The organism is Pseudoxanthomonas sp. LjRoot206 (assembly GCF_056175725.1).
Genome location: NZ_JBGFFI010000005.1, coordinates 33,600 through 58,810, shown reverse-complemented (window position 1 = coordinate 58,810; position 25,211 = coordinate 33,600). Strand labels below are relative to the sequence as shown.

The following is a 25,211-nucleotide window of genomic DNA, read 5'->3' as shown; positions in this document are numbered from 1 at the left end:
TCTCGTGGCGTGACGGCGGGAGGCGTCAGACGTTGTTGTTGAGGTAACCGAGCATGGAGTCGGTGGTGGAGATGGCCTTGGCGTTCATCTCGTAGGCGCGCTGGGTCTCGATCATGCTGACCAGCTCTTCCACCACGTTGACGTTGGAGCCTTCCAGCGAGCCCTGCACGACGCTGCCCAAGCCGTTGAGACCGGGCGTGCCGTTCTGCGCGGGGCCGGACGCGGTGGTCTCCACGTAGAGGTTCTCGCCCTTGGCCTGCAGGCCGGACGGATTGACGAAGTCGGTCAGCGTCAGCGAGCCGATCTCCAGTGCCTGCGCCTGGCCGGCCATCGTCACGCTGACGGTGCCGTCGTTGCCGATGGTCAGCGACTGCGCGCCTTCGGGCACCTGGATGCCGGGTTGCACGGGATAACCGCTGTTGGTGACCAGTTCGCCCTGCGCATTGATCTGGAACGAGCCGTCGCGCGTGTACGCGGGCGAACCGTCGGGCAGCAGCACCTCGAAGAAGCCGCGGCCGTTGACCATGACGTCGAGCGAGCGGCCGGTCTGCTGCGGGTTGCCCTGCTGGAAGTCCTTGGAGGTCGACACGACGCGCACGCCGGTGCCGAGTTGCAGGCCGGAGGGGAGCTGGGTCTGCGAGGAGGTGGAGCCGCCGGGCTGGCGGACCTGCTGGTACAGGAGGTCTTCGAAGCTGGCGCGGTCGCGCTTGAAGCCGGTGGTGTTGGTGTTCGCCAGGTTGTTGGAGACCACGGACATGCGCGTCTGCTGCGCGTCGAGTCCGGTCTTGGCGACCCAGAGGGCCTGGTTCATGGCGGGGTTCCTCGCGGATGGAAAGTCGGAATCGCGTGCTGCGGTTCCTCGCCTTCTCTCAGGCAAGTCCTGTGCCGAAACGGGTGCCGTGGTTCTGGCGCCGGGATCCGCGTCGAAGTGGGACGGGGGTTCCGGTCGCGGCGGAGGGGTGCCGGAAACCCGACGGAGCGTGGGCTTAAGCCCCTCTCCCAGCGGGAGAGGGGTTGGGGTGAGGGGCAACGGAGTCCACCGTCCGTGCGTACATTGGACCTTTCCAAGGGCACGCCATCGCTTTTGCTTTCTGGGCCTGAAGGGATAGCCGCCTAACTCGCCAGCATGGTGCCGCTCGCCGCGGAGGCCCTACTTTCTTTGCTTGTGCAAAGAAAGTAGGCAAAGAAAGCACACCCCGGCGGTCCGCCCGCCGCTGTGCGGCGGGTTCGCAGTCCCGGCGGGAATTTTCGTGCGGGGCATCCTGCCCCGTACGAAAACGGCGCACGTCCTGTGCGCCGCCCCTGCGGGGTTTTACCCGCCGCGACTGCCGGACCTCAGGGGCCCCAAGAGCTGCTTCCGCTGTTGCTCACGCTTTTCGGGTCCCCATGAGGCACGGCGAGTGGGCCGGGTAAAACCCGAAGGGCGCCGTCATGGATGACGGCGTTTCCGTATGGCACATGGATGTGCCTTACGGAAATTCCCGGCCCGCTCGCGGACCCGGAGCGCGCAGCGCGGAGGGCGTGCCGCCTGGGGTGTGTTTCTTTGATTCTTTCTTTGCACAAGCAAAGAAAGAATGCCCCCCGCGGCGAGCGGCACCCTGCGTGAGAAAGAAGGTATATCCCGAAAGGCCATCGAACCAACGGTTCGTCGCGGACGTGGTGCCAGCCAATGGCGGCCTGAAGACACGGACTCCGTTGCCCCTCACCCCAACCCCTCTCCCGGTGGGAGAGGGGCTCCCAACGCAGGGAGAGGGACTCAAGAATCGTCAGCCGCCGAGGCGCAGCAGCTGGTTCGACGACTGCGCCATCTCGTCGCCGCTGCGGATGACCTTCACCTGCATCTCGAACTGGCGCTGCAACTGGATCATCTGCACCAGCGCACCGGCCGCATCCACGTTGCTGCCTTCCAGCACCCCCATCGTCAGACTGTTGCCATTGGCCACCGGCAGCGCCGGCGCCTGCGGATCCGACGGACGCATCAGGCCATCGCCACCACGAGCCAGCTGCGACTGCGCCGCTTCCACGATGCGCATGCGGCCGACCACGGCCATCGTCTGCGGGCCTTCGCCCTGCGGGATGATCGAGACCGTGCCGTCGGCGCCGATGTCGATCGACTGCGCCGGCGGCACCGCGATCGGATTGCCGTTGTCGTCCAGCACCGCGCGGCCACCGGCAGTGACCAGCTGGCCGTTCGGGGTGACGCTGAGCTCGCCGTTGCGCGTGTAGGCGGTGCCGCCATCGGCGGCCTGCACGGCCATCCAGCGGTTCGGCTGTAGCGAGATGTCCAGCGAACGCCCGGTGACCATCTGCGAACCGGTACGCCCGTCGAAGCCGGGATCGATCAGCACCGCGTCCACGCGCGAGGGAAACCCCTGGCCCTGGATCTTGAACGCCTCGGTGCCGGCCAGCGCGGCCTTGAAGCCCTTGGTGTCCACGTTGGCCAGGTTGTGCGACACGGTGCCCTGCGCCTGCAGCGAAGCGCGGGCGCCGGTCATGGCGACGTAGAGGGCTTTGTCCATGGGAGGCAGGGATTCGGGATAGGGGATTGGAGATTCGTTTACGAGGAGCAAAGCGGAAGCGGGCAGGGATTCGCCGTTGCGAATCCCGAATCCCTATTCCCGAATCACGCCGCGTCAGCGGATGTTGATCACGGCCTGGGTGATCTGGTCCTGCGTGGACAGGGCCTGCGAGTTGGCCTGGAAGTTGCGCTGCGCCACGATCATGTTGACCAGCTGCTCGGTCAGGTCGACGGTCGAGGCCTCCAGCGCGCCGGAGGCCACCTGGCCGAAGTCCGACGTGCCGGGCGCGCCGATGCGCGGTTCGCCGGAGGCGTAGCTGTGCGTCCAGGTGTTGTTGCCCTGCGATACCAGGCCCTGCGGGTTGCTGAAGTTCGCCAGTGCGACCTGGCCCAGCGCCTGGTCCTCGCCGTTCGAGTAGCGCGCGTAGACCACGCCCGTTTCGGACACGCTGAATTCGTTGAGCTTGCCGGTCGCGTAGCCGTCCTGGTTCTGGATGCGCTTGGAGAACTGTTCGCCGTACTGGGTGGTGCCGCTGATGTTCATCGTCATGTTCAGCACGCCGGCACCGGTGCTGGGCGTGAACGGCGCCAGCGTGATCAGGCCGTTGGCCGGTGCGGTCAGGGCGCCGTTGTTGTCGAACTGCACGGTGGTCGGCGCGCCCATCGAGGCGCCGTCCACGTAGGTGTGCATCTGCCACTCGTTCGGGTTCGGCGTCTTCACGTAGTAGACCGTCTGCTGGTGGGCCACGCCCAGCGAGTCGTACACGGTGACCGAGGTGGTTTCGTTGTAGCTGGCGCTGTCGGTCGGCGAGAACGGCGTGATGGTCGGCTGTCCGGCGTTGCCGGGCAGGGTGACGCCCAGCTCGACGTTGGTGGTCGGCGACGGCGGGCTGTCGGTGGTCAGCAGGCGCAGGTCGGTCAGGTTGCCGGTGTCGAAACCGACGCCGTCGGTGCGCGGCGGGAACACCTGCAGGCGGTAGCCTTCCGGCGTGGTCACATAGCCGTTCGGGTCGCGCTGGAAATTGCCCGCGCGCGTGTAGACGTTGGTGCCGTTGTTGCTGACGGTGAAGAAGCCTTCCTTGTCGACCGCCATGTCCAGGTAGCGGCCGGTCTGGTTGATATCGCCCTGGGAAAACTGCTGTGCCACATTGGTCAGCCGCACGCCGGCGCCGATGCCGTTGCGCAGCAGGCCGTAGCCGGTGGACGAGAACACCTCGGCGAACTCCGCGCGCGACTCCTTGAAGCCGGTGGTGTTGACGTTGGCGATGTTGTGCGAGGTGACGTTGAGGTCGGCGTTGGCCGCCCTCATGCCGGACAGGGAACTGTTGAATGCCATGGAAGACTCCTTGCGGGATGCGGTGGGAGCGTGGGTATCAGGACGCCGACGTGCCGATGCGCAGCACGTAGTCGAGCGGGGCGGTGCCCAGGCCGGGCAGGTTGAGGTACAGGCCGTCGGAGCCGATGGTCACGCTGTCCACGGTGGCGTCGACGTAGGTGTTGAGCGCGGTGCCGGTGCCGTCGGTCGCGGTGTGGGTGGCCTTGATCGAGTACTTGCCGGCCTCGGCGCGTTCGCCGTTGGCCTTCAGGCCGTCCCATGCGAACGCGGTCTCGCCCTTGCCGGTGGCGTCCACCTCGACGGTGTCGATGACGATCCCGCTGGCATCCTTGATCTCGAAGGTCACCTTGCCGGCGCCGGGCGACATCACCAGGCCACTGGCGTTGCCGGAGGCGGGCAGGGCGATGGATTCGGACGGCACCACCACCGAATGCCCGACCAGCGCGGCGCCCTTCAGCACCTGGTCGCCGGTCAGCGCGGCGGTGAAGCCGTTGACGGTGCCGTTGAGGTCGGCGATGCCCTGCACGGTGGAGAACTGCGCCAGCTGGGCGACGAACTCACTGTTGGACAGCGGCTTCAGTGGGTCCTGGTTGCTCAGCTGTTCGGTCATCAGCCGCATGAAGTCGGCCTGCCCCAGCGTGTCCGCCTTCTTGGCGGTCGTGGCGCTGCCGGTAGTGCCGGTGTTGAGGGCGGCGAACGGATCGCCGTTGACGGTTGTCATGTGCGTACTCGGTCAGGGGGCGGGGCGTCAGCGGCCCATCGTCAGGGTGGCCAGGGCGAGTTCCTTGGCGGTGTTCAGCACTTCCACGCCGGCCTGGTAGCCGCGCGAGGCGGAGATCAGGTTCACCATCTGCGCGACCGGATCCACATCCGGCGCGTAGACGTAGCCGTCGCCGTCGGCCATCGGATGGCCGGGTTCGTAGCGCTTGATCGGCGGCGCCTCGCTCTGGGTGATTTCCTTCACCTGCACCGAGGTCAGCGAGCCGTCGTGGCCCATCGGGCGCGCCTGGAAGATCGGCTCGATCGGCTTGTAGACCGCGTCCGGCGAGGAGGCGATGGAATCGGCGTTGGAGAGGTTGCTGGCGATGGTGTTCAGGCGCACGGACTGCGCCTGCAGCGCGGAACCGGCGACGTCGAAGATGGGCAGGTTGCTCATGGCGTCGCTCCTTACTGGCCGGTGATCGCGGTGAGCATGGTGCGCACCTTGGATTCGATGAAGCTGAGCGAGGCGCGGTATTCCAGCGCCGCGCGGCCGTAGGCGGCGCGCTCGGTATCGGCGTCGACGGTGTTGCCGTCCAGGCTGGGCTGCACGCCGTCGCGCTCGAAGATGCGCGGCGAGGCGTTCGGCAGGGTCAGGTGCAGTTCGTTGGTGCTCTTGAGCGGCGCGGCCTTGGCGGCGGCGTTCTCCAGCGCGGCCTGGAAGTCCAGGTCCTTCGCCTTGAAGTTCGGCGTGTCGGCGTTGGACAGGTTGCTGGCGATCAGCTGCATGCGCTGCTCACGCAGCGGCAGCGCCGTGGCGTGGACGCCCAGGTAATTGGAGATGGGATTGGACATGGCACCGCTCCGGCAGACCGTTGCCGGGGCAGTTGCAAGCGGTGTGCCAGAAAGCGAGCCCCCATACCGGCGTGCCGATCCCGTCATCCCAGCGAACGCTGGGATCCACCTTGATCTGAGCTCTGCTTTTTACCCGGCGAGCGGGAAAAGCAGATGGGTCCCAGCGTGCGCTGGGACGACGGTTCAGGCCGCCATGCGCGCCGAGGCCACCTGGTTCAGCCGGAACAGCACGTGCTCCGCCAGCTCGTGCGGGCTGTACTTGGCCACGAAGGCATTGGCGCCCACCCGTTCGACCATGGCGTTGTTGAACACGCCCGACAGCGACGTGTGCAGCAGTACGTAGAGGCCGGCCAGGCCAGGATGGCGCCGGATTTCCGTCGTCAGCGTGTAGCCGTCCATGGCCGGCATCTCGATGTCCGAGATGACCATGGCGTAGCGCTCGGCCGGGTTCTCGCCGGCGGCGTGCACCTGCAAGAGATGGTCCAGTGCCTGGCGGCCGTCCGACAGCAGGGTGGCGGTGACGCCCAGCTGCTCCAGCACACTGCGGATCTGCGAGCGGGCGACGCGGGAGTCGTCGACCACCAGCACCTGCATCGGCGGGGCATCGGCGGGCAGCGCCATCTCGGGGGCGAGGGTGGCGTCCATGCGCGACTGGCAGATGTCGGCCAGCACGCTTTCCACGTCGATCACCTGGATCAGTTCGCCCTGGAACCGCGTCACGGCGGTGAGGAAGCTGTTTTCCGCGCCCAGTTCCGGCGGCGGGTGGATGTCTTCCACTGCGATGTTGACGATGCGCTCGACGCCGCTGACCAGGAAGCCCTGCACGGAGCGGTTGAACTCGGTGACGACCAGGTAGTTGGGGGCGTTCTCGGGGTTGGGGTCGCGCTCGGGGTGGCGGATGCTCAGGCCCAGGTCGAGCACGGGCACCGAGCGGCCGCGCACGTCGGCGACGCCGACGAACTCGGTGGGCAGGCCGGGCAGCTGGAACAGGCCGGGGCGGCGCAGGACTTCCTGAACCTTGAAGACGTTGACGCCAAAAAGCTGACGCCCGCCCAGGCGGAACAGCAGCAGGGCGAGGCGGTTGTGGCCGGCCAGGCGGGTGCGCTGGTCGATGCGGTTGAGCAGGTCCTGGGTCATGTCCAGCATATCGGCCATCGGGCAGGGGTCTTGAGCGGGAGGGGCCAGCTCAAAGCCCCTCTCCCTTCCTTTCAGCCGCTCTCCCGCTGGGAGAGGGGTTGGGGTGAGGGGTAACGGAGTCCATCGCCTGTGCGGACATTGGACCTAGCCAGAGGCACGCTGCCGCTTCGGCTTTCTTGGCCTGACGGGATGGTCGCCTGACCTGCAAGCATGGTGCCGCTCGCCGCGGGTGGCGTCCCTTGACCAGCCATTCGGCTGTTGAGAAGCGCTTCTTTGCTCGTGCAAAGAAAGGAACCAAAGAAACACGCCCCAGGCGGCACGCCCTGCGCTTCGCTCCGGGTCCGCGAGCGGGCCGGGAATTTTCGTATGGCACATCCATGTGCCATACGAAAACCCCGTCATCCATGACGGCGCCCTTCGGGTTGTACCCGGCCCACTCGCCGTGCCTCATGGGGAGCCCGAAAAGCAGGAGCAACCGCGACGCGTCGGCTTTGGCTCTCGGGCCCCCTGAGGTCCGGCAGTCACGGCGGGTAAAACCCGCAGGGCGGCGCACAGGACGTGCGCCGTTTTCGGCCGGGGCAGGATGCCCCGTACGAAAATTCCCGCCGGGACTGCGTACCCGCCGCGTGCGGCGGGCGGACCGCCGGCGTGTGCTTTCTTTTGCTTACTTTTCTTTGCACAAGCAAAGAAAAGTAAGGCCCCCGCGGCGAGCGGCGCCATGGCTGAGTAAAAGAAGATCCATCCCGCAAGGCCAGCGAACCAAAGGCTCGTCGCGGATGTGGTGGCTGCCAGGGGCGGCCTGAGGACACGGGCTCCGTTGCCCCTCACCCCAACCCCTCTCCCGCGGGGAGAGGGGCTTGACTGGCACACCGCTTGCAGCTTCCCCGCCGATGAACCTCCGGACCCCGCCCATGCTGCGCCTCACCTTCGCCCTGATCGGCGCCCTGACCGCATGCAGCGTCCTGGCCGCCGACTTCCAGCCGGTCGACAGCATCAAGGCCGCCGCTCTCGGCGCCCTGCCGGCCGGCAGCGAAGCCGACGCCACGCTCGATCCCGCCCTGCGCCTGCCACGCTGCGGCGCCGCGCTGGTTGCGCGCGTGCAGGGCAGCAACAGCGTGGAAGTCAGCTGTCCGCAGGATGCCGGCTGGCGCCTGTTCGTGCCGGTGCGCGTGCGCCGCAGCCAGACCGTGCTGGTGCTGGCGCGCGGCGTCGCGCCCGGCGAAACGATTACGGCCGACGCCTTCGTCGCCGAGCGCCGCGACGCTTCGCGCATTGTCGGTGCGGCGGTGGCGGATCCGGCCCAGGCCGTGGGCCGCGTCGCGCGCCGCATGCTGTCGGCCGGATCGGTGCTGGCCTCGACCGACCTGGTCGCCCAGCGCCTCATCCGCCGCGGCGACAACGTGGCACTGGTGTCCCGCCGTGGCGGGGTGGAAGTCCGCGTAGCCGGCAAGGCGCTCGGCGATGCCGGCGAGAACGAGCGGGTGACCGTCGAAAACCTGTCCTCGCGCCGCGTGGTGCAGGGAATCGTGGGGGCGGGCGGCGACGTCTGGGTGAGTCGATGAAAAAAAATCCACATCCGCCCTCAAGATGTCCGGGAGAGGGCCGATACCGACGCTGGGTGGAAGGACATCGGGCGAAATCCGGTGTCCCCTCGGAATTGTGCGATCCGTCACTAAAGTCCACCGGGTGGCGGCCGATAACTCCTATGAACCCTGTTACAGGCGACTGACATGAACCAGAAAATCGAAGGCACTCCCCCTGCCGCCATCCGCACCACCGGCCCCGTGAGCGGCCGTGTGGCCTCCGCCGGCGCCGATCGTTCCAGCCCCGTGGAAGCCAGTGCGGCGGGCGACAGCCTGCGACTGACCGGCGAAGCCACCAGCCTGCAGGCGATGCAGCGCGAACTGGCCGCGGCCCCGGCGATCAACGAAGCCCGCGTGGCGGCCGTGCGCGAAGCACTGCAGGCAGGCACGTACAAGATCAACGCCGAGGCGATCGCCGACGGCATGCTGGGCCTGGAAGACCAGCTGGGCGGCTGAGCACGATGACGCACGCGTCCCTCCAGCGACTGTCCGCGGCCCTGGAAGAGGAGCGTCGCGCCATCGTCGAGCACGACGTGGAAGCGCTCGTGCGCTGCACGCAGGACAAACTGGATGCGCTGCGCGCGCTGGAAACCGCCGCCGCCGGCTTCGGCTTCCCCGACGACCTGCGCGAAAGCCTGGCCGACCTGGCCGACAAGAACCACGCCAACGGCATCCTGCTGGCGCGCCGGCGCCGCGAAGTGAACTGGGCGCTGCGCCATCTTGGCCGCACCGAAAGCCACGGCGCCTACGACGCGCAGGGCCAGACCTCGACGGCCTCCGCGCCGCGCCCGCTCGCGGTCGCCTGAGCCTGGTGCCGGATCCGCAAACTGCGACTCCGCACCTTGCCGCTCCTGCGGCCGCGCCGGATACTGGCGCCCCATCGCCGCCACCCGATCCATCCGTGGCCACAGACCCGCTTACGACTCCGCCTTCCGGCGCCTGCACCGTCGACGACATCCCGAGCTTCGCCGACCTGAAGGCGCTGGCCGAACTGATGGACGATGGGTACCTGCTGTGCCGGGGCGATGCGCGCCCGTTGCACGCCAACGCCGCCGCGCGCGCGCTGGTCAACGACGAGGCCGATGCGCTCGGCGCGCTGTCGCGGCTGCTGCCGGCCGATGCGATCCGCACCGCGCGCGAGACCGGCCGCTGGAATGCCGACCTGACGCTCGACGATGGCCTGGTGCTGCAGGTGCGCGCCTACTTCCACGACAGCCCCGGCGGCGGTCATTGCATGGTCGTCTTCCACGACGTCAGCGAGGCGCATGCGCGCCAGCAGGAACTGCAGCGCCGCCATGCGCAGCTGCGCCAGACGCTGGTGCGCCTGGCCGGTGCGCAGGAACAGCTGGTGCAGTCCGAGAAGATGGCGTCCATCGGCCAGCTGGCCGCCGGCGTCGCGCACGAGATCAACAATCCGATCGGCTACGTGCATTCCAACCTCGGCTCGCTGCAGGAATACCTGCACAGCCTGTTCTCGCTGATCGAGGTCTACGAGCGCGCGCTGCGCCTGCCGGACCCGAAGGCGATGCTGCCCGAGATCGAAGACCTGCGCGCGCGTTCCGACATCGACTTCATCACCGGCGACCTGCCGCAGCTGATGTCCGAATCGCGCGAGGGCATCGAGCGGGTCACCGCGATCGTGCGCAACCTGAAGGACTTCTCGTACTCGGGCCGCGACGACAGCTGGAAATCCGCCGACCTGCACGCCGGTCTGGATTCCACCATCAACATCATCTGGAACGAGCTGAAGTACAAGGTCACGCTGGAGAAGCACTACGGCAAGCTGCCGCTGGTGCAGTGCCGACCGTCGGAGTTGAACCAGGTGTTCATGAACATCCTGCTCAACGCCAGCCACGCCATCGACGAACGCGGCACGATCACGGTCAGCACCGGCGTGGAAGGCGAGGAGGTCTGGGTCGAGGTCCAGGACAGCGGCCACGGCATTCCCGACGAGATCCTGCAGCGCATCTTCGATCCGTTCTTCACCACCAAGCCGGTCGGCAGCGGCACCGGGCTGGGCCTGTCGATCTCCTACGGCATCGTCAAGAAGCACAACGGCCGCATCGAAGCGCGCAACGTGCCCGGTGCTGGCGCCTGCTTCCGCATCACCCTGCCGATCCGCCAGCCGGCCGCCGACGCGGCGTGAGTGATTCTGATCGCTGATGTTCGTCGTCCCAGCGCACGCTGGGACCCATGTTGATGTTTTTCGCCGTGCAACAGTCAGGCAAGATCAAGATGGATTCCGGCGTTCGCCGGAATGACGGCGTAACTATTCGAAAAACGCCAGCTTCTTCGCCCGCGGCAACCGCTTCAGCTCCGCCTCTGCGCGCGACGCCGCGCTGCGGTCCGGATAACTGCGGCTGGCCAGCACGCGCACCGGCGGGTTCGCGCGCGTGTACTTCGCGCCGGTGCCGGCGACATGCGCGGCATAGCGCGCCTCCAGACGGTTGGTGATGCCGGCGTAGAAGCTGCCGCTGCGGCATTCGAGCAGGTACAGGCACCAACCTGCCGGCGTCGGCGCTCCGCTGTCAGGCATGCGCGCGGTGGTGCGGCTGGTTCTCGTAGGTGGTGAAGGCCTGGCGGATGTGTTCGCGCAGGTCGTCGTCGTTCCACGGCTTGGTCAGGAAGCGGTAGATCTCGCCGCGGTTGATCGCCTCGGTCACCGTGGCCAGGTCGGTGTAGCCGGACAGCACCAGGCGCACCGTGTCCGGGTACAGCAGGCGCACGCGGCCGAGGAACTCGGTGCCGCTCATGTCCGACATGCGCTGGTCGGACAGGATGACCTGCACATCGTTGGTGGCCAGCAGTTCGAAAGCATCGGTGACGTTGCTGGCGGCGAGGATGCGGTAGCCGTCGCGGCGGAACAGGCGTACCAGCGATCGCAGGATGTTCTCTTCGTCATCCAGCAGCAGCAGCGTGCGGTCGGGCTTGGTGGCGGCGAACGCGTCGGCACGCAGGTAGCGGCGGCGCAACACGGCGCCGGCGTCCTCGGCCGACATCGGCTCGCCGAACAGATGGCCCTGGAACATGTCGCACTGGTTGCGGCGCAGGAAGCCCAACTGCATGTCGGTCTCCACGCCATGTGCGATGACCTTCATGCCCAGCTGGTGGCCCATCGCGATGATGGCGCAGGTGATGGCGACCTCGCGGTTGCCGGACGGCACGCCCTTCACGAAATTGCGGTCGATCTTGATCTTGTCCACCGAGAAGCGCACCAGCGAATCCAGGTTGGAATCGCCCATGCCGAAATCGTCCAGCGTCAGCCGCACACCCTCGCGGTGCAGCTGCGCCAGCGTGCGGTGGACCAGGTTCATGTCCTTGGCCAGCGCGTTCTGGCGGACTTCCAGCACCACCATCTGCGGCGGGATGCCGGCTTCCTGCATCGCCTCCAGCACTTCGGACACGAAGCTGGGGCGCAGCAGCTGCAGGGTGGAGACGTTGACCGCGATCTCGAAGTCGTCGAAGCCCCAGTCGCGCCAGACGCGCGCCTGCTTGAAGGCGTTGCGCAGCACCCAGTCGCCGATCTGCACGATGACGCCGAGCTTCTCTGCCACGTGCATGAAGCGTTCCGGCACCAGCAGGCCCAGCGCGGGCGAGTACCAGCGCAGCAGCGTCTCCATGCCGATGACGCGGCCGTCGTGCGCATTGATCTGCGGCTGGTAGAACAGGCGCAGTTCGTTGTGGTGGATGGCGTTGACGATCTGCCGCGCGATGATGCTGTCGCTGCGCGCGGTGATCGCGGCGCCGCGCCGGTACAGGCGCACCAGGTTCATGCCCTCGTGCTTGGCCTGTTCCATCGCGCTTTCCGCGCATTGCAGCAGGCCCGACGCGGTGTCGGCATGCTCCGGGCACAATGCCACGCCAAGCGTGCCGGTCAGGAACAGGGTGTACGGCAGCACCGTCATCGGCAGTTCGATCTGCTCGCGCAGCTGGTCGCCGAAGCGCTCCGGCGGCAGCGTGCCCGGTACGCGCGGTACCGCCACGATGAATTCGTCGCTGCCGTGGCGCCAGGCGCGCGCGTCCGGACCCAGTGCCTGCTGCAGGCGGTCGCTGAGGATGGCCAGCGCTTCGTCGCCGACTTCCACGCCCATGTTCTCGTTGATCGAGCGGAAGTGGTCGATGTCCAGGTACAGCAGCATCAACGGCGTGCCGTCGTTGGTGGCGGACTCGACCATGCGTTGCAGGTCGGGTTCGCCGGCACCGAGGCGCGGCAGGCGGGGCAGGTGGGCGTGCTCGGAATTCACGCGGGATCGGCGGGGGTGGCGGGCAGGGGCCCATAGGGTAGGCGAAGTCGCCAATGCGTGCCCGTCATGGCGTCGAGCCTGCCGTCCACCATGGCGGCCAGCGCCTGCAGCAAGGGCAGGTCCGCGCAGTCGATGTCGGCATCCGATTGCAGGTCGAGGGTCGTCGCGCCCGTTGCGTCCTCGTCCCCTGCGAGCATCAGGACCAGCGCGTTGTGCGCCCGCGAGGCGGTGCGCATCACGGTCTGCGCGATGCGGAACGCGACCAGTGCGCGGTCCGTCGCCAGCGGATGCGGCAACCCGGCCAGTGCGATGCCAGCACCAGGAAACAGTCGCTCGTGTTCGGCACGCAGGGCGGCATCCAGGCCGATCGAGTCCAGTTGCGGCGGATGCAGCGTCGCATGCAGGTCGCGCACGAGCGCGACCGCTTCGTCGCTCGCGCGGATGATCTCCTGCAGGTCTTCCCGGCGGATCTCCGGATCGTCCTCGGACTGCACCAGGTGCGCGCCCATGCGGATCGCCGACAGCGACTGCCCGACCTGGTTGTGCAGGGCGCGACCGACGCGATGGCGGTCGGCTTCCTGCAGGCGGAACAGCTGCAACAGCAGGTCTGGAGGCGTCGTCGGCATGGGCGGCGTAGAGACGGGTACGGTCGCAGTATGCCAGCCGGGCCACGGCGTGATGGCGCGACGTCGTCCCGAACGGACACGGGGCGGCCATCGCTGGCCGCCCCGTGTCGTCGTTCCTGCGTTGCCGTCGCGCGATCAGAACAGCTCGACGGTACCCGCACCCATGTTCTGCTGCGCGACCGGCTTGTGCGGCGGGCGCTCCCACTCGGTGCGCTGGTCGCGCAGGCGGTTGCCGATCAGGCGCAGCGCGCTGAGCAGTTCGTTGTCGGTGGCGCCGCCGGAGCGGTGCAGCAGTTCCTGCAGGGCCAGCGCTTCCTTGTTGATCGCGGTCAGGCGGTCCAGGTGGGTCTGCGCGCTGCCCAGCGACTGGGTGGCGATGTCCTCGAACTGCAGCGAGCGGACCGCCTCGGCGACGCTGGCGTCGATGGCGTGGCCGCAGACCGAGACCTCGCGCATGCCGTCGCCCAGCGAGGCGTTGATCGCCGCGACCTGGTTCAGCATGCCGGCCGCTTCGCTGCGCGCTTCCCGCGAGCGGTCGAGGTCGCGCGAGGCCATGTTCGACACGGTGTCGCGCACCTTGGCGATCGATTCCTTGGAGCTGTGGGCCAGCTTGCGGATCTGCTCGTTGAAGGCGGTGGAGCGCTCGGACAGGTTGCGCACCTCGTCGGCCACCACCGCGAACCCGCGACCGGCTTCGCCGGCACGCGCGGCTTCGATGGCCGCGTTCAGCGCCAGCAGGTTGGTCTGGTCGGCGATCGACTTGACGTCTTCCAGCAGCGAGAAGATGCCGTCCAGGTGCTGCGCCATGTCGTCGATGTGGTGCACGGTGGTGCCGCTCTGGCCGGCCACCTGCTCCAGCGCTTCGACCAACTGCTCCATGCGCTGGCTGGCGTTCTGGGCGAAGCGCGCCACGTCCACGCCGGCACGGTCGCCGTCGCCGTTGCGATCGATGATGCGGGAGATCGCCGCGCTCTGTTCGCGCGACTTGCGGTTCATCGCGTCGAAGCTGCCACCCAGGTTGTTGACGGCCTCGCGGATCAGCTCGCGGGCACGGTCGATCTCACCACGCGAGCCTTCGATCTCGTTGTTGACGAAGCGGCGCAGTTCGGTGAGCAGGGCATCCTGCTCACGCACGACGCTGGCGTGCTCGGGGGAAATCTGATGCGAGTTCACGACGGTCAGCCAGGCGAAGATCAGCCAGGCCAGGGTCAGTGATGTCAGCAGCGCCCATTGCAGGGCGTTGGGCCAGTCGAAACCGACCGACACCGGGAACAGCACGGTCAGGATGAGGGGTGCCGCCAGACGAACCAGGATGCGCGAATACATGGGTGCTCTCTGCTGAAGCTCACTGATGAGTATCGGCCGTGGGGAACGGCTCTTTAGGCGGGAAATCCGGCGGTTTTGCGGTGGCCGGCGATCTGTGACCGGCGTTGCGGCTTGTGGTAGGAGCGACGTCAGTCGCGACCGCGCCATGCAGGGGTCATGGGCTGCATGGGGTGAGATGTCCGCCCGTGACCGCTTCTCCTATGCACCGGACATCGGTGAGCCGGTAGGCGTGCGGTCGCGACTTACGTCGCTCCTACAGTCGCTTCCGCAGGATCGGTGCTCAGGCGATCGCCGCCGCCAGGTCGAGCAGGCGCTGGGCGATGCGTTCCAGCGGCAGGGCTTCCTTGGCCGCGCCCAGGCGCATGGCGGCGCCGGGCATGCCCCAGACCACGCTGGTCGCTTCGTCCTGCACCAGCGTGGGCGCGCCGGCCCGGCTCATCTCCAGCAGGCCCCGCGCGCCGTCGTCGCCCATGCCGGTGAGGATGGCGCCGACCGCGTTGCCGCCGGCGCTCTGCGCGACCGAGCGGAACAGCACGTCGACCGCCGGCTTGTGGCGGTTCACCGCCGGGCCGTCGTCGATGCGGGCCCGCCAGCGCGCGCCGTCGCGGATGATCCGCATGTGCTGGCCGCCGGGCGGCAGGTAGGCATGGCCGGGCAGGATGGCCTCGCCATCGCTGGCCTCGCGCACGGCCATGGCCGAGTGGCGGTCCAGCCGTTCGGCGAAAGCGCGGCTGAAACCGGCGGGAATATGCTGGGTCAGCACGATCGCGGGTGCGTCGGCGGGCATCTGCTCCAGCACCACGCGCAGGGCTTCGGTGCCGCCGGCGGAGGCGCCGATGGCGATCAGCCGGTCGGTGGTGCGGAAGCGCAGGGCGGGCGGCGCGGGCAGGGCCGTGTCCAGGCCGACGCGCGGCGCACCCGTACGCGCCAGCGGGCGCACGCGCGCTTTCGCCGCCGTCTTGACCTTGGCGACGATTTCATCGGAATACGCCTGCAAGCCGCTGGCGACATCGAGCTTGGGCTTGGAGACGAAGTCCACCGCCCCCAGCGCCAGCGCCTGCAGCGTGGTGTCGGCGCCGCGCTCGGTCAGCGAGGAGATCATCACCACCGGCATCGGCCGCAGCCGCATGACGTTCTCCAGGAACGCCAGGCCGTCCATGCGCGGCATCTCCACGTCCAGCGTCATCACGTCGGGATTCAGGCGCTTGATCTTGTCGCGCGCCAGCAGCGGATCGGCGGCGGAACCGACGACCTCGATGCCGGGGTCGCGCGACAGGATTTCGGTCAGGATCTGGCGCACCACCGCCGAGTCGTCGACGATCAGCACACGGCAAGGGGTCGTACTCATCAGAACAGCTCCACGCCGCCGGTGACGGGGGCCTTGGACAGGCGGGCGCGGGCCGCGGACTCGGCGGCCAGCACTTCGGCATCGTGGGCGTGCGGCAGGCGCTGCACGACCGCGCGGCCGGTTTCGGGGAAGTACCAGACCTTGCGCGGATGGATGCCGCGCAGGTCCTCGGCCACCACCGGGATGCGCTCGGCCTCCAGGTAGCGGCGGACGAACTCGGCGTTGCGCGTACCGACGGGATTGCTGGTGAAGCCCTTCAGCACGTTGGCGCCGCCGAACACCTTGGCCTGCAGCCGGCTGCGCGCGGCGCCGCGCTTGAGCAGGTCGTTGATCAGCAGCTCCATCGCGTAGCTGCCGTAGCGCGCGGGCGCACCGTCGCCGACGTTGCCGTCGGGCAGCAGGAAGTGGTTCATGCCGCCCAGTTTCAGCAGCGGGTCGCGGATGCAGGCGGCCACGCACGAGCCCAGCACGGTGACCAGCGCGGTGTGGTCGTCCACCACCAGGTATTGCGTGGGCAGCAGCTTGGCCGCTTCGGTCTTGAAGCGGATGTCGTGGTAGCGCAGCACGCTGCCATCGGCGAAGGCGGCCGCGGCGGCGCTCATGCGGTGCCCTTGGCGCGGCGGTACAGCGTGCGGCCGCAGGGCTGGATGATGTCCGCCGCGTGCAGGTAGTTTTCCGAGTGACCGGTGTACAGCATGCCGTCGTCGGCCAGGTGCGGCACCAGGCGGGTGAGGATGCCGCGCTGGGTCGGCTTGTCGAAATAGATCATCACGTTGCGGCAGAACATCGCCACGAACGGGCCGGCCACCTCGTAGCGCGGCGCCAGCAGGTTGAGCGGGCGGAACTCCATCAGCTGGCGCAGCGCCGGGTGCACGCGGCACTTGCCCTCGTTGGGCCCGCTGCCGCGCTGGAAATAGCGGCGCTTCAGGGCGTCGTCCAGGCCGGCGATGCGCTCGACCGGGTACACGCCGCGCTCGCCGGTGGCCAGCACCTGCGTGTCGACGTCGGTGGCCAGGATGCGCACCGGCGGGGTCAGCGTGCCGTACGCCTCGCACGCGGAGATGGCGATCGAATAGGGTTCCTCGCCGGTGGACGCGGCGCAGGACCAGATCTTCAGCGGTCCGTCGTGGCGGCGCTTGGCCAGTTCTTCCTGCAGGCGCTCGAAATGATGCGGCTCGCGGAAGAACGAGGTGAGATTGGTGGTCAGTGCATTGGTGAACGCCTGCCACTCGTCGCCACCGTCGCGCTCCAGCCGGTCCAGGTAGTCCTTGAAACTGCGCAGGCCGAGCGCGCGCAGGCGCCGCGAGAGCCGGCCGTAGACCATGTCGCGCTTGCCGTCGGCCAGGGCGATGCCGGCGCGCTGGCGGATCAGCTCGGCGACGCGGCGGAAGTCGCGGTCGTCGAACTCGAAATCGCGCGTGCCCGGCGACGGAATGTCATCGCCGGCGGGCAGGGCAGCGGTCCGTCGTGTCGTGGTCGCCGGGGCGATGGAGCGGGTACTGACGGACATGGGCGTCTCGAAAGAGCGGCTATTGATGGAGTACTCGACCGATGCACCGTCGGCAGGACGGCGCATCGATCCGGGCGGACTGATGCAAGCCGCGTGCCTCAGAACTCCTGCCAGTCGTCGCCGTCGGCCAGGGCCGGTTCCAGCGCGGGCTTTGCGGTCACGCGCGCGACCGGCCTGGCCGGAGCGACCGCCGGCGCGGCCTTGGCGGGCTTGGCGGCGACGGCCGGTGTCGCGTGGGCATGCAGCTTGAACACCGCGACCGACTCGCTGAGCGCCTGCGCCTGTTCTTCCATCGAACGGGCGGCAGCGGACGCTTCCTCGACCAGCGCGGCGTTCTGCTGCGTGGTCTCGTCCATCTGGGTGATGGTCTGGTTGACCTGTTCGATGCCAGCGCTCTGTTCCTGCGAGGCGGCCGAGATCTCGGCCATGATGTCGGTCACGCGCTGCACGCTGGCCACGATCTCGGCCATGGTCGTGCCGGCCTGGTTGACCAGCTTGGAACCGTCGGCGACCTTGTCGACCGAGGTCTCGATCAGTCCCTTGATCTCCTTGGCCGCATTGGCAGAGCGCTGGGCGAGGGTACGCACTTCGCTCGCCACCACCGCAAAGCCACGGCCCTGTTCACCGGCACGCGCCGCTTCCACCGCCGCGTTCAACGCGAGGATATTGGTCTGGAAGGCGATGCCGTCGATGACCGAAATGATGTCGGCGATCTTCTTCGACGAATGCTCGATGTCGCGCATCGTCGTCACGACCTTGCCGACCACCTCGCCACCCTGCGACGCCACGCCGGCGGCACCGATCGACAACTGGTTGGCCTGGCGGGCGGATTCGGCGTTCTGGCGCACGGTGGAGGTCAGTTCCTCCATGGAGGCGGCGGTCTCTTCCAGGTTGGCCGCCTGCTGCTCGGTGCGGCGCGACAGGTCGGCATTGCCCGAGGCGATCTCGCCGGCGGCGGTATTGATGGAACCGGATGCGTCCTGGATGCGGCCGACGATGTCGGTCAGCTGGGCGACGGTCGCGTTGGCGTCGTCGCGCATGGTGGCGAACACGCCGTGGAAGTCGCCTTCCATGCGGGCGGTCAGGTCGCCGCGGGCGATCGCCTGCAGCAGTTCGGACACCTCGGCGAGATTGCCGTCGGTCGTCTCCATCAGCTGGTTCAGGCCGTCGATCATGTCGCGGAAGTCGAACTGGTACTTGTCCACGTCGCCGCGCTGGCTGAAATCACCGGACGAAGCGGCCATGGCCAGACGCTTGATCTCGCCGTTGATGGACGACAGGTTGGCCTTGGTGGCGTCCATGGTTTCGGTGAGGTTGGCCTTTTCGCCGGGCAGCTTGGGCATGTCCAGGCTCAGGTCGCCGACCGAGTAGCGCTGCATGATCTTCAGCGCATCGCCGATGGCCTGCAGGTGCGAGGCGACCAGGGCGTTGGTGTCGCGCACCATGCGGCCGTACTCGCCGGGGAACGCGCTGTCGTCCATGCGGTAGCTGATCTGGCCTTCGTCGTGGCGCGCGGCCATCTGGCTCTGCGCGGCGATGACCGACTGCACCTGGGTCTGCATGCGCTGCATGGCGAGCAGCAGCTGGCCGACCTCGTCGGAGCGGCTGGTGTCGATCTTGCCGTCGAGCTTGCCGGCGGACACATCGTTGGCCACGCGCACGGCTTCGCCGACGGCATTGGCGATGGCACGGGCGAAGAACCACGCCAGGGCCAAGCCGCCGACGATGCTTACCACCAGCATGATGATCATCAGCGTGCTGGACGCGGTGTAGGTGCTGCTGGCGCTGGCGCTGGCCGTCTTGGCCTGCTTGTCAACCACGCTGATCAGGGTCGTCAGGGCGGCCAGGGCCTTGCGGTGCTGGTCGCGGGTCGTGCCGATGAACGTATCCACGGCATCGTCCGGCAGGCCCAGGTCGAGCATCTCCTGGACGTCCGCGTAGGACTGCCGCGCGGCCGTCCATTCCTTGACGAAGGTGTCGTACGCCTTCTTCTCTTCGGCGTCGCTGATGAGCTTGACGTAGTCCTTGCTGGCCTGCTCGATCCGCTTCTCGGTCTCGGCGGCGAGCTTCTTTGCTTCCGCCTTGGCGGCCTCGCTGGCGCGCACGTGCTGCCGATAGGACGTGGTGCGGTATTCACCCAGCAGGCTCTGCAGGTCGCCGGCGGCCTTGACGCTGGGGACCACGTTGCCGGTGACCCGCGTGGTGGCGCCGTTCAACGAGTTCAGGCCGACGAAGGCCGCGATGCCCTGGACCAGCATCAGGGCCAGCACGACGCCGAAGGCGAGCATCATCTTCGTCGTCAGTTTGAAGTTCTTGATCCGCTGCATGGGATTCTTTTTCCTTAAACCGTGGCGCGCGACGCGCCGCTCTCAGGTGCGACCGGAACGGGCAGGGCGTGGCGCCCTGCCCGCGAACCAGATCAACGGATCGTGGCCAGCTTCAGGTTGGACGGCGAGTTGACGACGATCTCGGCGCGCGACTGGTCGCGCTCGATGGTGCCGATCACGCACACGTCCTTGCCCTCCAGCTCTTCCGGCGCAGGCTTGAACTTGGCGCGGGCGTCGCCCGGGATGCGCGCGGTGAAGGTGTGGCGCGGGAAGTTGCCGCCCATGTACAGGAAGGTCGGCGTGCCTTCGGTGTTCTCGGCGAAGCGGGCCTTGCCCACCTTGCCGCAGACGGTGCCGGCCTTGCCGGTGAAACGCGGCGCCATGTCGGCCGGGATCGCGTTGTCGATCTGCGACTGGCTGCTCGCCGGTGCGGCGGGCATCAGCAGGGCGGCGCCGACGACGGCGATGGACAGGGTCAGGACGGATGCGATCTTCATGCCAGTGGCTCCGAAAGGGGCAGGGAAAATGTGAGAAGGACTCACCGCCAGAGATCGGCCCGTCCGGATCAAACTTGAGGCGGCAGCCGGGCCGTGATGCGTCGGTGTCCACGATTGGGAGATGCATCACAGTTCGTCATGCCGCGATGCCGGACGCCGGGCGACGCTCAGGCGGGAATGCGCGCCGCGCCGGGGTCGCGCACGGCCGCATAGCCCTGGGTCTGCAGCCACTGCTCCAGCGGCCCCGGCGGCAGCGGCTGGGAGAACAGGTAGCCCTGCAGCACGGGGAAGCGCTGCTCGGTGAGGAAGCGGTGCTGCGACTCGGTTTCCACGCCCTCGGCGACCACCTTCATGCCCAGGCTTTCGCCGATGCGCAGCACCGACGACGTCAGCGTGCGCGCGATGGCGCTGGTGTCGATGTCGCGCACGAAGCTCTGGTCCAGCTTGAGTTCGCTGATCGGCAGGCGGTGCAGGTGGCTGAGGCTCGAGTAGCCGGTGCCGAAGTCGTCCAGCGACAGGCGCACGCCCAGCACGTAGATCGCCTCGATGTTCTCGAGCACGTCCGGATCGGGATCGAGCATGACGCTTTCGGTGATCTCCAGCGTCAGGTCCTCGGGGACCAGGCCATGCTCGTCCAGCAGGTCGGAGATCTGCAGCGACAGCTGCGGATCGCGGAAGTTGATCGCGGACACGTTGACCGACACGCGCGGGATGTCGATGCCGCGCCGGCGCCAGTCGGCCATCTGCGCACAGGCCTGGCGCAGTACCCACAGGCTGAGGTCGGCGATCAGGCCGCATTCCTCGGCGACCGGCACGAAGCGTGACGGCGGGATCACGCCGAGGTCGGCGTGGTTCCAGCGCAGCAGCGCCTCCACGCCATACAGTTCCAGCTCGTCGTTGCCGCCGACCTGCGGCTGGTAGTGCAGGTCGAGCTGGTCCAGCCGCAGCGCATCGCGCAGCGCGGTTTCCAGCGACACGCGTTCCTGCGCCAGGCGGTTCATGTCGACGCTGAAGAAGCGGAAGCCGGCGCCGCCATCGGTCTTGGCGCGGTACATGGCCATGTCGGCATGCCGCACCAGCAGATCGATGTCGCGGCCGTCGTCGGGGAACATCGCCACGCCGATGCTGGCGCTGGGATGCAGGGTCATCAGGCCGGCGGCCGTCGGCGCGGCGATCGCGCCCAGCAGGCGCTCGGCCATGCTGCCGGCCTGTTCGGTGCTGCACATCGGCAGCACCGCGACGAATTCGTCGCCGGCCTGGCGGCCGACGATGTTGATGCCGCCCAGTTCCTCGCTGAGGCGCGCGGCGACATCGCGCAGCAGGCCGTCGCCGGCGGCGTGGCCTTGCGCGTCGTTCACCCGTTTGAAGCGGTCCAGGTCGATGAACAGCACGGCGGCCGTGCTGTTGGCCTGGGCGACGTTGGCCAGCGCCTGCTCGGCCTTGGCGCTGAACATGATGCGGTTCGGCAGGCCGGTCAGGGTGTCGTAGAACGCCAGCTGGTGCACGCGCTCGTTGGTCTGCTCGCGTTCCAGCGTCAGCGAGCACAGGTGCAGGCAGGTATCGGCCAGGCGTTCGTGCAGTTCGTCCGGCCCGCGGTTCTCGCGGTAGTAGAACGACAGCGTGCCCAGCACGCGGCCGCTGCTGGACTTGATCGGGTGCGTCCAGCACGCACGCAGGCCCAGCGGCGTGGTCAGGTGGCGGGTGTTGGCGCACAGCGGATCGCTGGCGATGTCCTTCACCAGCACGGCACGGCCGCGCCAGGCGGCCACGCCGCTGACGCCGGCGCGCGGACCGATCGGCAGTCCGTTGATCTTGCGCGCCCAGGCTTCCGGCAGGCTGGGCGAGGCGAGGGCATGCATCAGCCCCTCATTGTCGACCGTGATGATGGAGACCGTCAGTTCCGGCGCGATGTGCTCCACCTCGCGGCAGATCAGCGTCATCACGTCGGCGACGTTCCACTCGTGCACCAGCGCGTCCAGCACCTTGTTGTGCAGCACCTGGTGCATCTTGGTGCGGGTGATGTCGCTGAGCACGCTGACCAGACCGAGCAGCGAGCCGTCCTCGTCGTGGACGGGATTGATCGCGGCGGACAGCCACAGGGGGCGACCGGCCTTGGTGTACAGCAGAACCTCGGTCTGCAGGCCTTCACCGGCCGCCAGCGCGCGGCTGATGCGTTCGTCCAGCGAACCGTCGGTGTGCGGACCGGACAGCAGGTCCGCCGGCTTGATGCCGCGCAGCTCCTCCAGCCGGTAGCCCAGCATGCGGGTGAAACCGCTGTTGACGTAGACGACCTCGCGGTCGGCCGAGCTGATGAAGATCGCGTTGTCGCTGCTGTCGACGACGATGGACAGCTGGCGCAACCGCGCCAGTTGCCGCTGCTGGTCGCTGGTGTCGCGGACGAACGCCGTATGGAAGACGTGTTCGCCGACCACCACCTTCGACATCGATACCGAGCATGCGCTCTCGCTGCCGTCCTGGCGCAGCAGCGTGGCGTCGCGGTGGCTGCCCATCAGAGTGGCCAGGGTCGCGTCGGCGGCGCCGCCAGCCTGCGCGTCCGCCAGCAGGCGGGTGAACGGCAGGCCGTGGACGTCTTCTCGGCGGCACCGCCACAGCGCTTCCGCCGCCGGATTGAACAGCACCACGCGATGGCGGCTGTCGATGACGAACGCGGCGTCGACGGACTGCTCCAGCACGTGCCAGAGGCTGTCCTGCGCCGGTTCGACCGGCGCCTGCGCATCGCGAAGCGGCGTCAGCGCATTCAGCGTGCGGCGCAGCATGCAGCCTCCTTGCGGTGCACGCGCATCGGGTGGCTGGCGTCGTCGTGGGCGGTGGGTGCGACGGTCATCGGGGGCGTGGGAGGAGGGCCTTCTGGTGACGTATCGGCCGCGATCGGGATTACTTGAACGCGGTCACGGGGTGGGTGCCAAACGGGTCCGGATCCTCAGAACTCCTGCCAGTCACCGTCGGCCAGGACCGGGTCAGGCGTGCGTGCGGCCGGCTTGCGGGCCGTGGCCTTGGCCTTGGTGGCCGGCTTGGGCGTGACCACGGCCGCAGCAGCGATTGCCTTGCGCACCGGCGCACTGGCCGTCGCCTGCAGCTTGAACACCGACACCGACGCGGTCAGTGCCTGCGCCTGTTCTTCCATCGAACGGGCGGCGGCGGTGGCTTCCTCCACCAGCGCGGCGTTCTGCTGGGTGGTTTCGTCCATCTGGGTGATGGTCTGGTTGACCTGCTCGATGCCGGCGCTCTGTTCCTGCGAAGCGGCGGAAATCTCGGCCATGATGTCGGTCACGCGCTGCACCGACGCCACGATCTCGGCCATCGTCGCGCCGGCCTGGTGCACCAGCGCCGAGCCGTCGGCGACCTTGTCCACCGAATTCTCGATCAGGCCCTTGATCTCCTTGGCCGCGTTCGCGCTGCGCTGGGCCAGCGTGCGCACTTCCGAGGCGACCACGGCGAAGCCGCGACCCTGTTCGCCGGCACGCGCGGCTTCCACCGCAGCGTTGAGCGCCAGGATGTTGGTCTGGAAGGCGATGCCGTCGATGACCGAGATGATCTCGGCGATCTTCTTCGACGACTGTTCGATGTCGGTCATCGTGGTGACGACCTTGCCGACCACGTCGCCGCCCTGCGAGGCGACCGAGGCCGCGCCGATGGCGAGCTGGTTGGCCTGGCGGGCGGACTCGGCGTTCTGGCGCACGGTGGAGGTCAGTTCCTCCATCGAGGCCGCGGTCTCTTCCAGGTTGGCGGCCTGCTGCTCGGTGCGGCGCGACAGGTCGTGATTACCGGAGGCAATCTCGCCGGCGGCGGTGTTGATGGAGCCGGAGGCGTCCTGGATGCGGCGGACGATGTCGGTCAGCTGCGCCACGGTGGCATTGGCGTCGTCGCGCATGGTGGCGAACACGCCATGGAAATCGCCGTCCATGCGATTGGTGAGGTCGCCATCGGCGATCGCCCGCAGCAGTGCGGAGAGCTGTGCGAGGTTGCGGTCGCTGGTCGCCATCATCGCGTTGAGGCCCCGCACCATCTGCAGGAAGTCGTGGCGGAAGCCGGCCTCGTCGCCGCGCACGCTGAAGTCGCCGGCCGCTGCGGCCTGCGCCAGGTGTTTGATCTCGCCATTGATGGCCAGCAGGCTCTGCTTGGCCGCGTCCATCGCCTCGTGCAGGAACGCGCGGCTGCCCGGCAGCCGGCGTGCGTCCCGGCTCAGGTCGCCGTCGGCATAGCGTTGCAGGATGCCGATGGCATCGCGGAACGCGTCCAGGTGTTCGAACATCATCGTATTGATGCCGCCCGCCAGTTCGCCGTAGATGCCCGGGAAGTCCTCCGGCATGCGGTGGCCGATGTCCTCGGCGGCATGCAGGCGGATCATGTCGCGCGTCTCGTGCGAGAAGCGCTCCAGCATGTGCACCATCTCGTCAGTGGCCTTGAGCATCTGGCCGACTTCGTCGCCGCCATGGTGTCCGGTGCGCACGCTCAGGTCGCCGCGGGAGACGCCCGTGATCGCGCGCAGGGCGCGCGCGACCGGTTCCAGCACGGACTGGCCGATGACCCAGCTGACCGCCATGCTCAGCAGCACCAGCAAGCCGCCTACCAGGGTCATGATGAAGGTGAACTGCAACGCCTGCGCCTGGGTGTCGTCGAGGTAGACGCCGGTGCCGATCACCCAGCCCCAGGGCTGGTAGAGCGCGGCGTAGGAGGTCTTCGGCACGGGATCTTCTTCGCCGGCCTTGGCCCAGCTGTAGTCCACGTGGCCGCCGCCGGCCTTCGCGACACGCACGAACTCGGGGAAGATGCGCTTGCCGTCTGGGCTCAGCACATCGTCCAGCGGCTTGCCGACCAGGTCGGGGCGCGTCGGGTGCATCAGCATGATCGGCGCTTCGTCGGTGACGAAGAAGTAGTCCACCCCCTTGTTGGCCTGCATCGTGGCCAGCGTGGCGAGGGCGCGTGCCTTCGCATCGGCTTCGTCCAGCGTGCCGGCCTTGGCCTGCTGCGCATAACCCTCGATCACGCCCATCGCCATCTCGGTCTGTGCCTGGAGTCCGTCCTGTCGCGTGGCGTTGAGATCCAGGTACTGCATGCGCGCAGCGATGACGGCGAGCGCGACGACACCGACCGCGACCAGGACGGTCTGGATCATGAAGCGGCGCTTCAGCGGCAGGGAGGACAGCGGGGCAGCGATCTTGGCGATGAACGACATGGCGGTCT

22 protein-coding genes are annotated in these 25,211 nt (G+C 68.1%); 4 read left to right on the top strand and 18 right to left on the bottom strand.

Annotation, left to right across the window (positions count from 1 at the left end; translation table 11 throughout):
* Positions 1-25 precede the first annotated feature (25 nt).
* The 7 genes from flgG to AC04MD_RS15680 all read right to left on the bottom strand — a co-directional run bounded on the left by flgG (position 26) and on the right by AC04MD_RS15680 (position 6,545).
* On the bottom strand, positions 26-811 hold the full coding sequence (flgG, locus tag AC04MD_RS15710; RefSeq protein WP_162337303.1) for a flagellar basal-body rod protein FlgG: 786 nt from the start codon (positions 809-811) through the stop codon (positions 26-28).
* A gap of 955 nt (positions 812-1,766) precedes the next feature.
* Complete coding sequence (locus AC04MD_RS15705) at positions 1,767-2,519, bottom strand: flagellar basal body rod protein FlgF (RefSeq protein ID WP_162337304.1); 753 nt, start codon at positions 2,517-2,519, stop codon at positions 1,767-1,769.
* Between the two features lie 114 nt (positions 2,520-2,633).
* Entirely contained in the window at positions 2,634-3,854 is a 1,221-nt protein-coding gene (gene flgE / locus AC04MD_RS15700) for a flagellar hook protein FlgE (RefSeq protein WP_475498223.1), read from the bottom strand.
* Positions 3,855-3,891: 37 nt separating this feature from the next.
* Positions 3,892-4,575 carry a flagellar hook capping FlgD N-terminal domain-containing protein gene (locus AC04MD_RS15695; RefSeq protein WP_475498222.1) on the bottom strand — a complete coding sequence of 228 codons (684 nt, stop codon included), beginning with the start codon at positions 4,573-4,575 and terminating at the stop codon, positions 3,892-3,894.
* A 27-nt stretch (positions 4,576-4,602) separates the two neighbouring features.
* Entirely contained in the window at positions 4,603-5,010 is a 408-nt protein-coding gene (gene flgC, locus AC04MD_RS15690) for a flagellar basal body rod protein FlgC (protein ID WP_475498221.1), read from the bottom strand.
* Between the two features lie 11 nt (positions 5,011-5,021).
* A complete protein-coding gene (gene flgB, locus AC04MD_RS15685) occupies positions 5,022-5,408 on the bottom strand; it encodes a flagellar basal body rod protein FlgB (protein ID WP_475498220.1) in 387 nt (128 codons plus the stop codon).
* Positions 5,409-5,591: 183 nt separating this feature from the next.
* Positions 5,592-6,545, bottom strand: coding sequence for a chemotaxis protein (locus AC04MD_RS15680; RefSeq protein WP_475498543.1), 954 nt, complete (start codon positions 6,543-6,545; stop codon positions 5,592-5,594).
* Positions 6,546-7,459: 914 nt separating this feature from the next.
* Between AC04MD_RS15680 and flgA the strand changes: the two genes are divergently transcribed.
* From flgA to AC04MD_RS15660, 4 genes are all read left to right on the top strand, one after another.
* Positions 7,460-8,107: a flagellar basal body P-ring formation chaperone FlgA gene (gene flgA / locus AC04MD_RS15675; RefSeq protein WP_475498542.1), complete on the top strand. Its 648-nt coding sequence runs from the start codon at positions 7,460-7,462 to the stop codon at positions 8,105-8,107.
* Between the two features lie 168 nt (positions 8,108-8,275).
* A complete protein-coding gene (gene flgM / locus AC04MD_RS15670) occupies positions 8,276-8,584 on the top strand; it encodes a flagellar biosynthesis anti-sigma factor FlgM (RefSeq protein WP_475498219.1) in 309 nt (102 codons plus the stop codon).
* Positions 8,585-8,589: 5 nt separating this feature from the next.
* Entirely contained in the window at positions 8,590-8,934 is a 345-nt protein-coding gene (locus AC04MD_RS15665) for a flagellar protein FlgN (protein WP_475498218.1), read from the top strand.
* A 188-nt stretch (positions 8,935-9,122) separates the two neighbouring features.
* Positions 9,123-10,274 (top strand): ATP-binding protein, encoded by a 1,152-nt coding sequence (locus AC04MD_RS15660; protein WP_475498541.1) that lies wholly within the window; start codon positions 9,123-9,125, stop codon positions 10,272-10,274.
* Between the two features lie 123 nt (positions 10,275-10,397).
* Here AC04MD_RS15660 and AC04MD_RS15655 read toward each other — a convergent pair whose 3' ends face one another.
* The 11 genes from AC04MD_RS15655 to AC04MD_RS15605 form a co-directional block, all read right to left on the bottom strand.
* The gene (locus tag AC04MD_RS15655) at positions 10,398-10,664 is read right to left on the bottom strand and encodes a GIY-YIG nuclease family protein (RefSeq protein WP_475498217.1); all 267 of its coding nucleotides are present in this window, start codon (positions 10,662-10,664) and stop codon (positions 10,398-10,400) included.
* Entirely contained in the window at positions 10,657-12,372 is a 1,716-nt protein-coding gene (locus AC04MD_RS15650) for an EAL domain-containing protein (protein ID WP_475498216.1), read from the bottom strand. The genes AC04MD_RS15655 and AC04MD_RS15650 overlap by 8 nt, the downstream gene beginning before the upstream one ends.
* Positions 12,369-12,998, bottom strand: coding sequence for a sensor histidine kinase (locus AC04MD_RS15645; protein WP_475498215.1), 630 nt, complete (start codon positions 12,996-12,998; stop codon positions 12,369-12,371). The genes AC04MD_RS15650 and AC04MD_RS15645 overlap by 4 nt, the downstream gene beginning before the upstream one ends.
* Positions 12,999-13,133: 135 nt before the next feature.
* Entirely contained in the window at positions 13,134-14,324 is a 1,191-nt protein-coding gene (locus tag AC04MD_RS15640; RefSeq protein ID WP_475498214.1) for a methyl-accepting chemotaxis protein, read from the bottom strand.
* Positions 14,325-14,604: 280 nt separating this feature from the next.
* Positions 14,605-15,672 carry a protein-glutamate methylesterase/protein-glutamine glutaminase gene (locus AC04MD_RS15635; protein ID WP_475498213.1) on the bottom strand — a complete coding sequence of 356 codons (1,068 nt, stop codon included), beginning with the start codon at positions 15,670-15,672 and terminating at the stop codon, positions 14,605-14,607.
* Positions 15,672-16,274, bottom strand: a complete 603-nt coding sequence (gene cheD, locus AC04MD_RS15630) for a chemoreceptor glutamine deamidase CheD (RefSeq protein ID WP_475498212.1) — start codon at positions 16,272-16,274, stop codon at positions 15,672-15,674. Before cheD ends, AC04MD_RS15635 begins: the two co-directional genes overlap by 1 nt.
* Positions 16,271-17,182, bottom strand: coding sequence for a CheR family methyltransferase (locus tag AC04MD_RS15625; protein WP_475498211.1), 912 nt, complete (start codon positions 17,180-17,182; stop codon positions 16,271-16,273). Before AC04MD_RS15625 ends, cheD begins: the two co-directional genes overlap by 4 nt.
* Before the next feature lie 98 nt (positions 17,183-17,280).
* Positions 17,281-19,509, bottom strand: a complete 2,229-nt coding sequence (locus tag AC04MD_RS15620) for a methyl-accepting chemotaxis protein (RefSeq protein WP_475498210.1) — start codon at positions 19,507-19,509, stop codon at positions 17,281-17,283.
* Between the two features lie 92 nt (positions 19,510-19,601).
* Positions 19,602-20,006, bottom strand: a complete 405-nt coding sequence (locus AC04MD_RS15615) for a hypothetical protein (RefSeq protein ID WP_475498209.1) — start codon at positions 20,004-20,006, stop codon at positions 19,602-19,604.
* A 167-nt stretch (positions 20,007-20,173) separates the two neighbouring features.
* Positions 20,174-22,783 carry an EAL domain-containing protein gene (locus AC04MD_RS15610; RefSeq protein ID WP_475498208.1) on the bottom strand — a complete coding sequence of 870 codons (2,610 nt, stop codon included), beginning with the start codon at positions 22,781-22,783 and terminating at the stop codon, positions 20,174-20,176.
* Between the two features lie 164 nt (positions 22,784-22,947).
* Complete coding sequence (locus AC04MD_RS15605) at positions 22,948-25,203, bottom strand: methyl-accepting chemotaxis protein (RefSeq protein ID WP_475498207.1); 2,256 nt, start codon at positions 25,201-25,203, stop codon at positions 22,948-22,950.
* Positions 25,204-25,211: the final 8 nt, after the last annotated feature.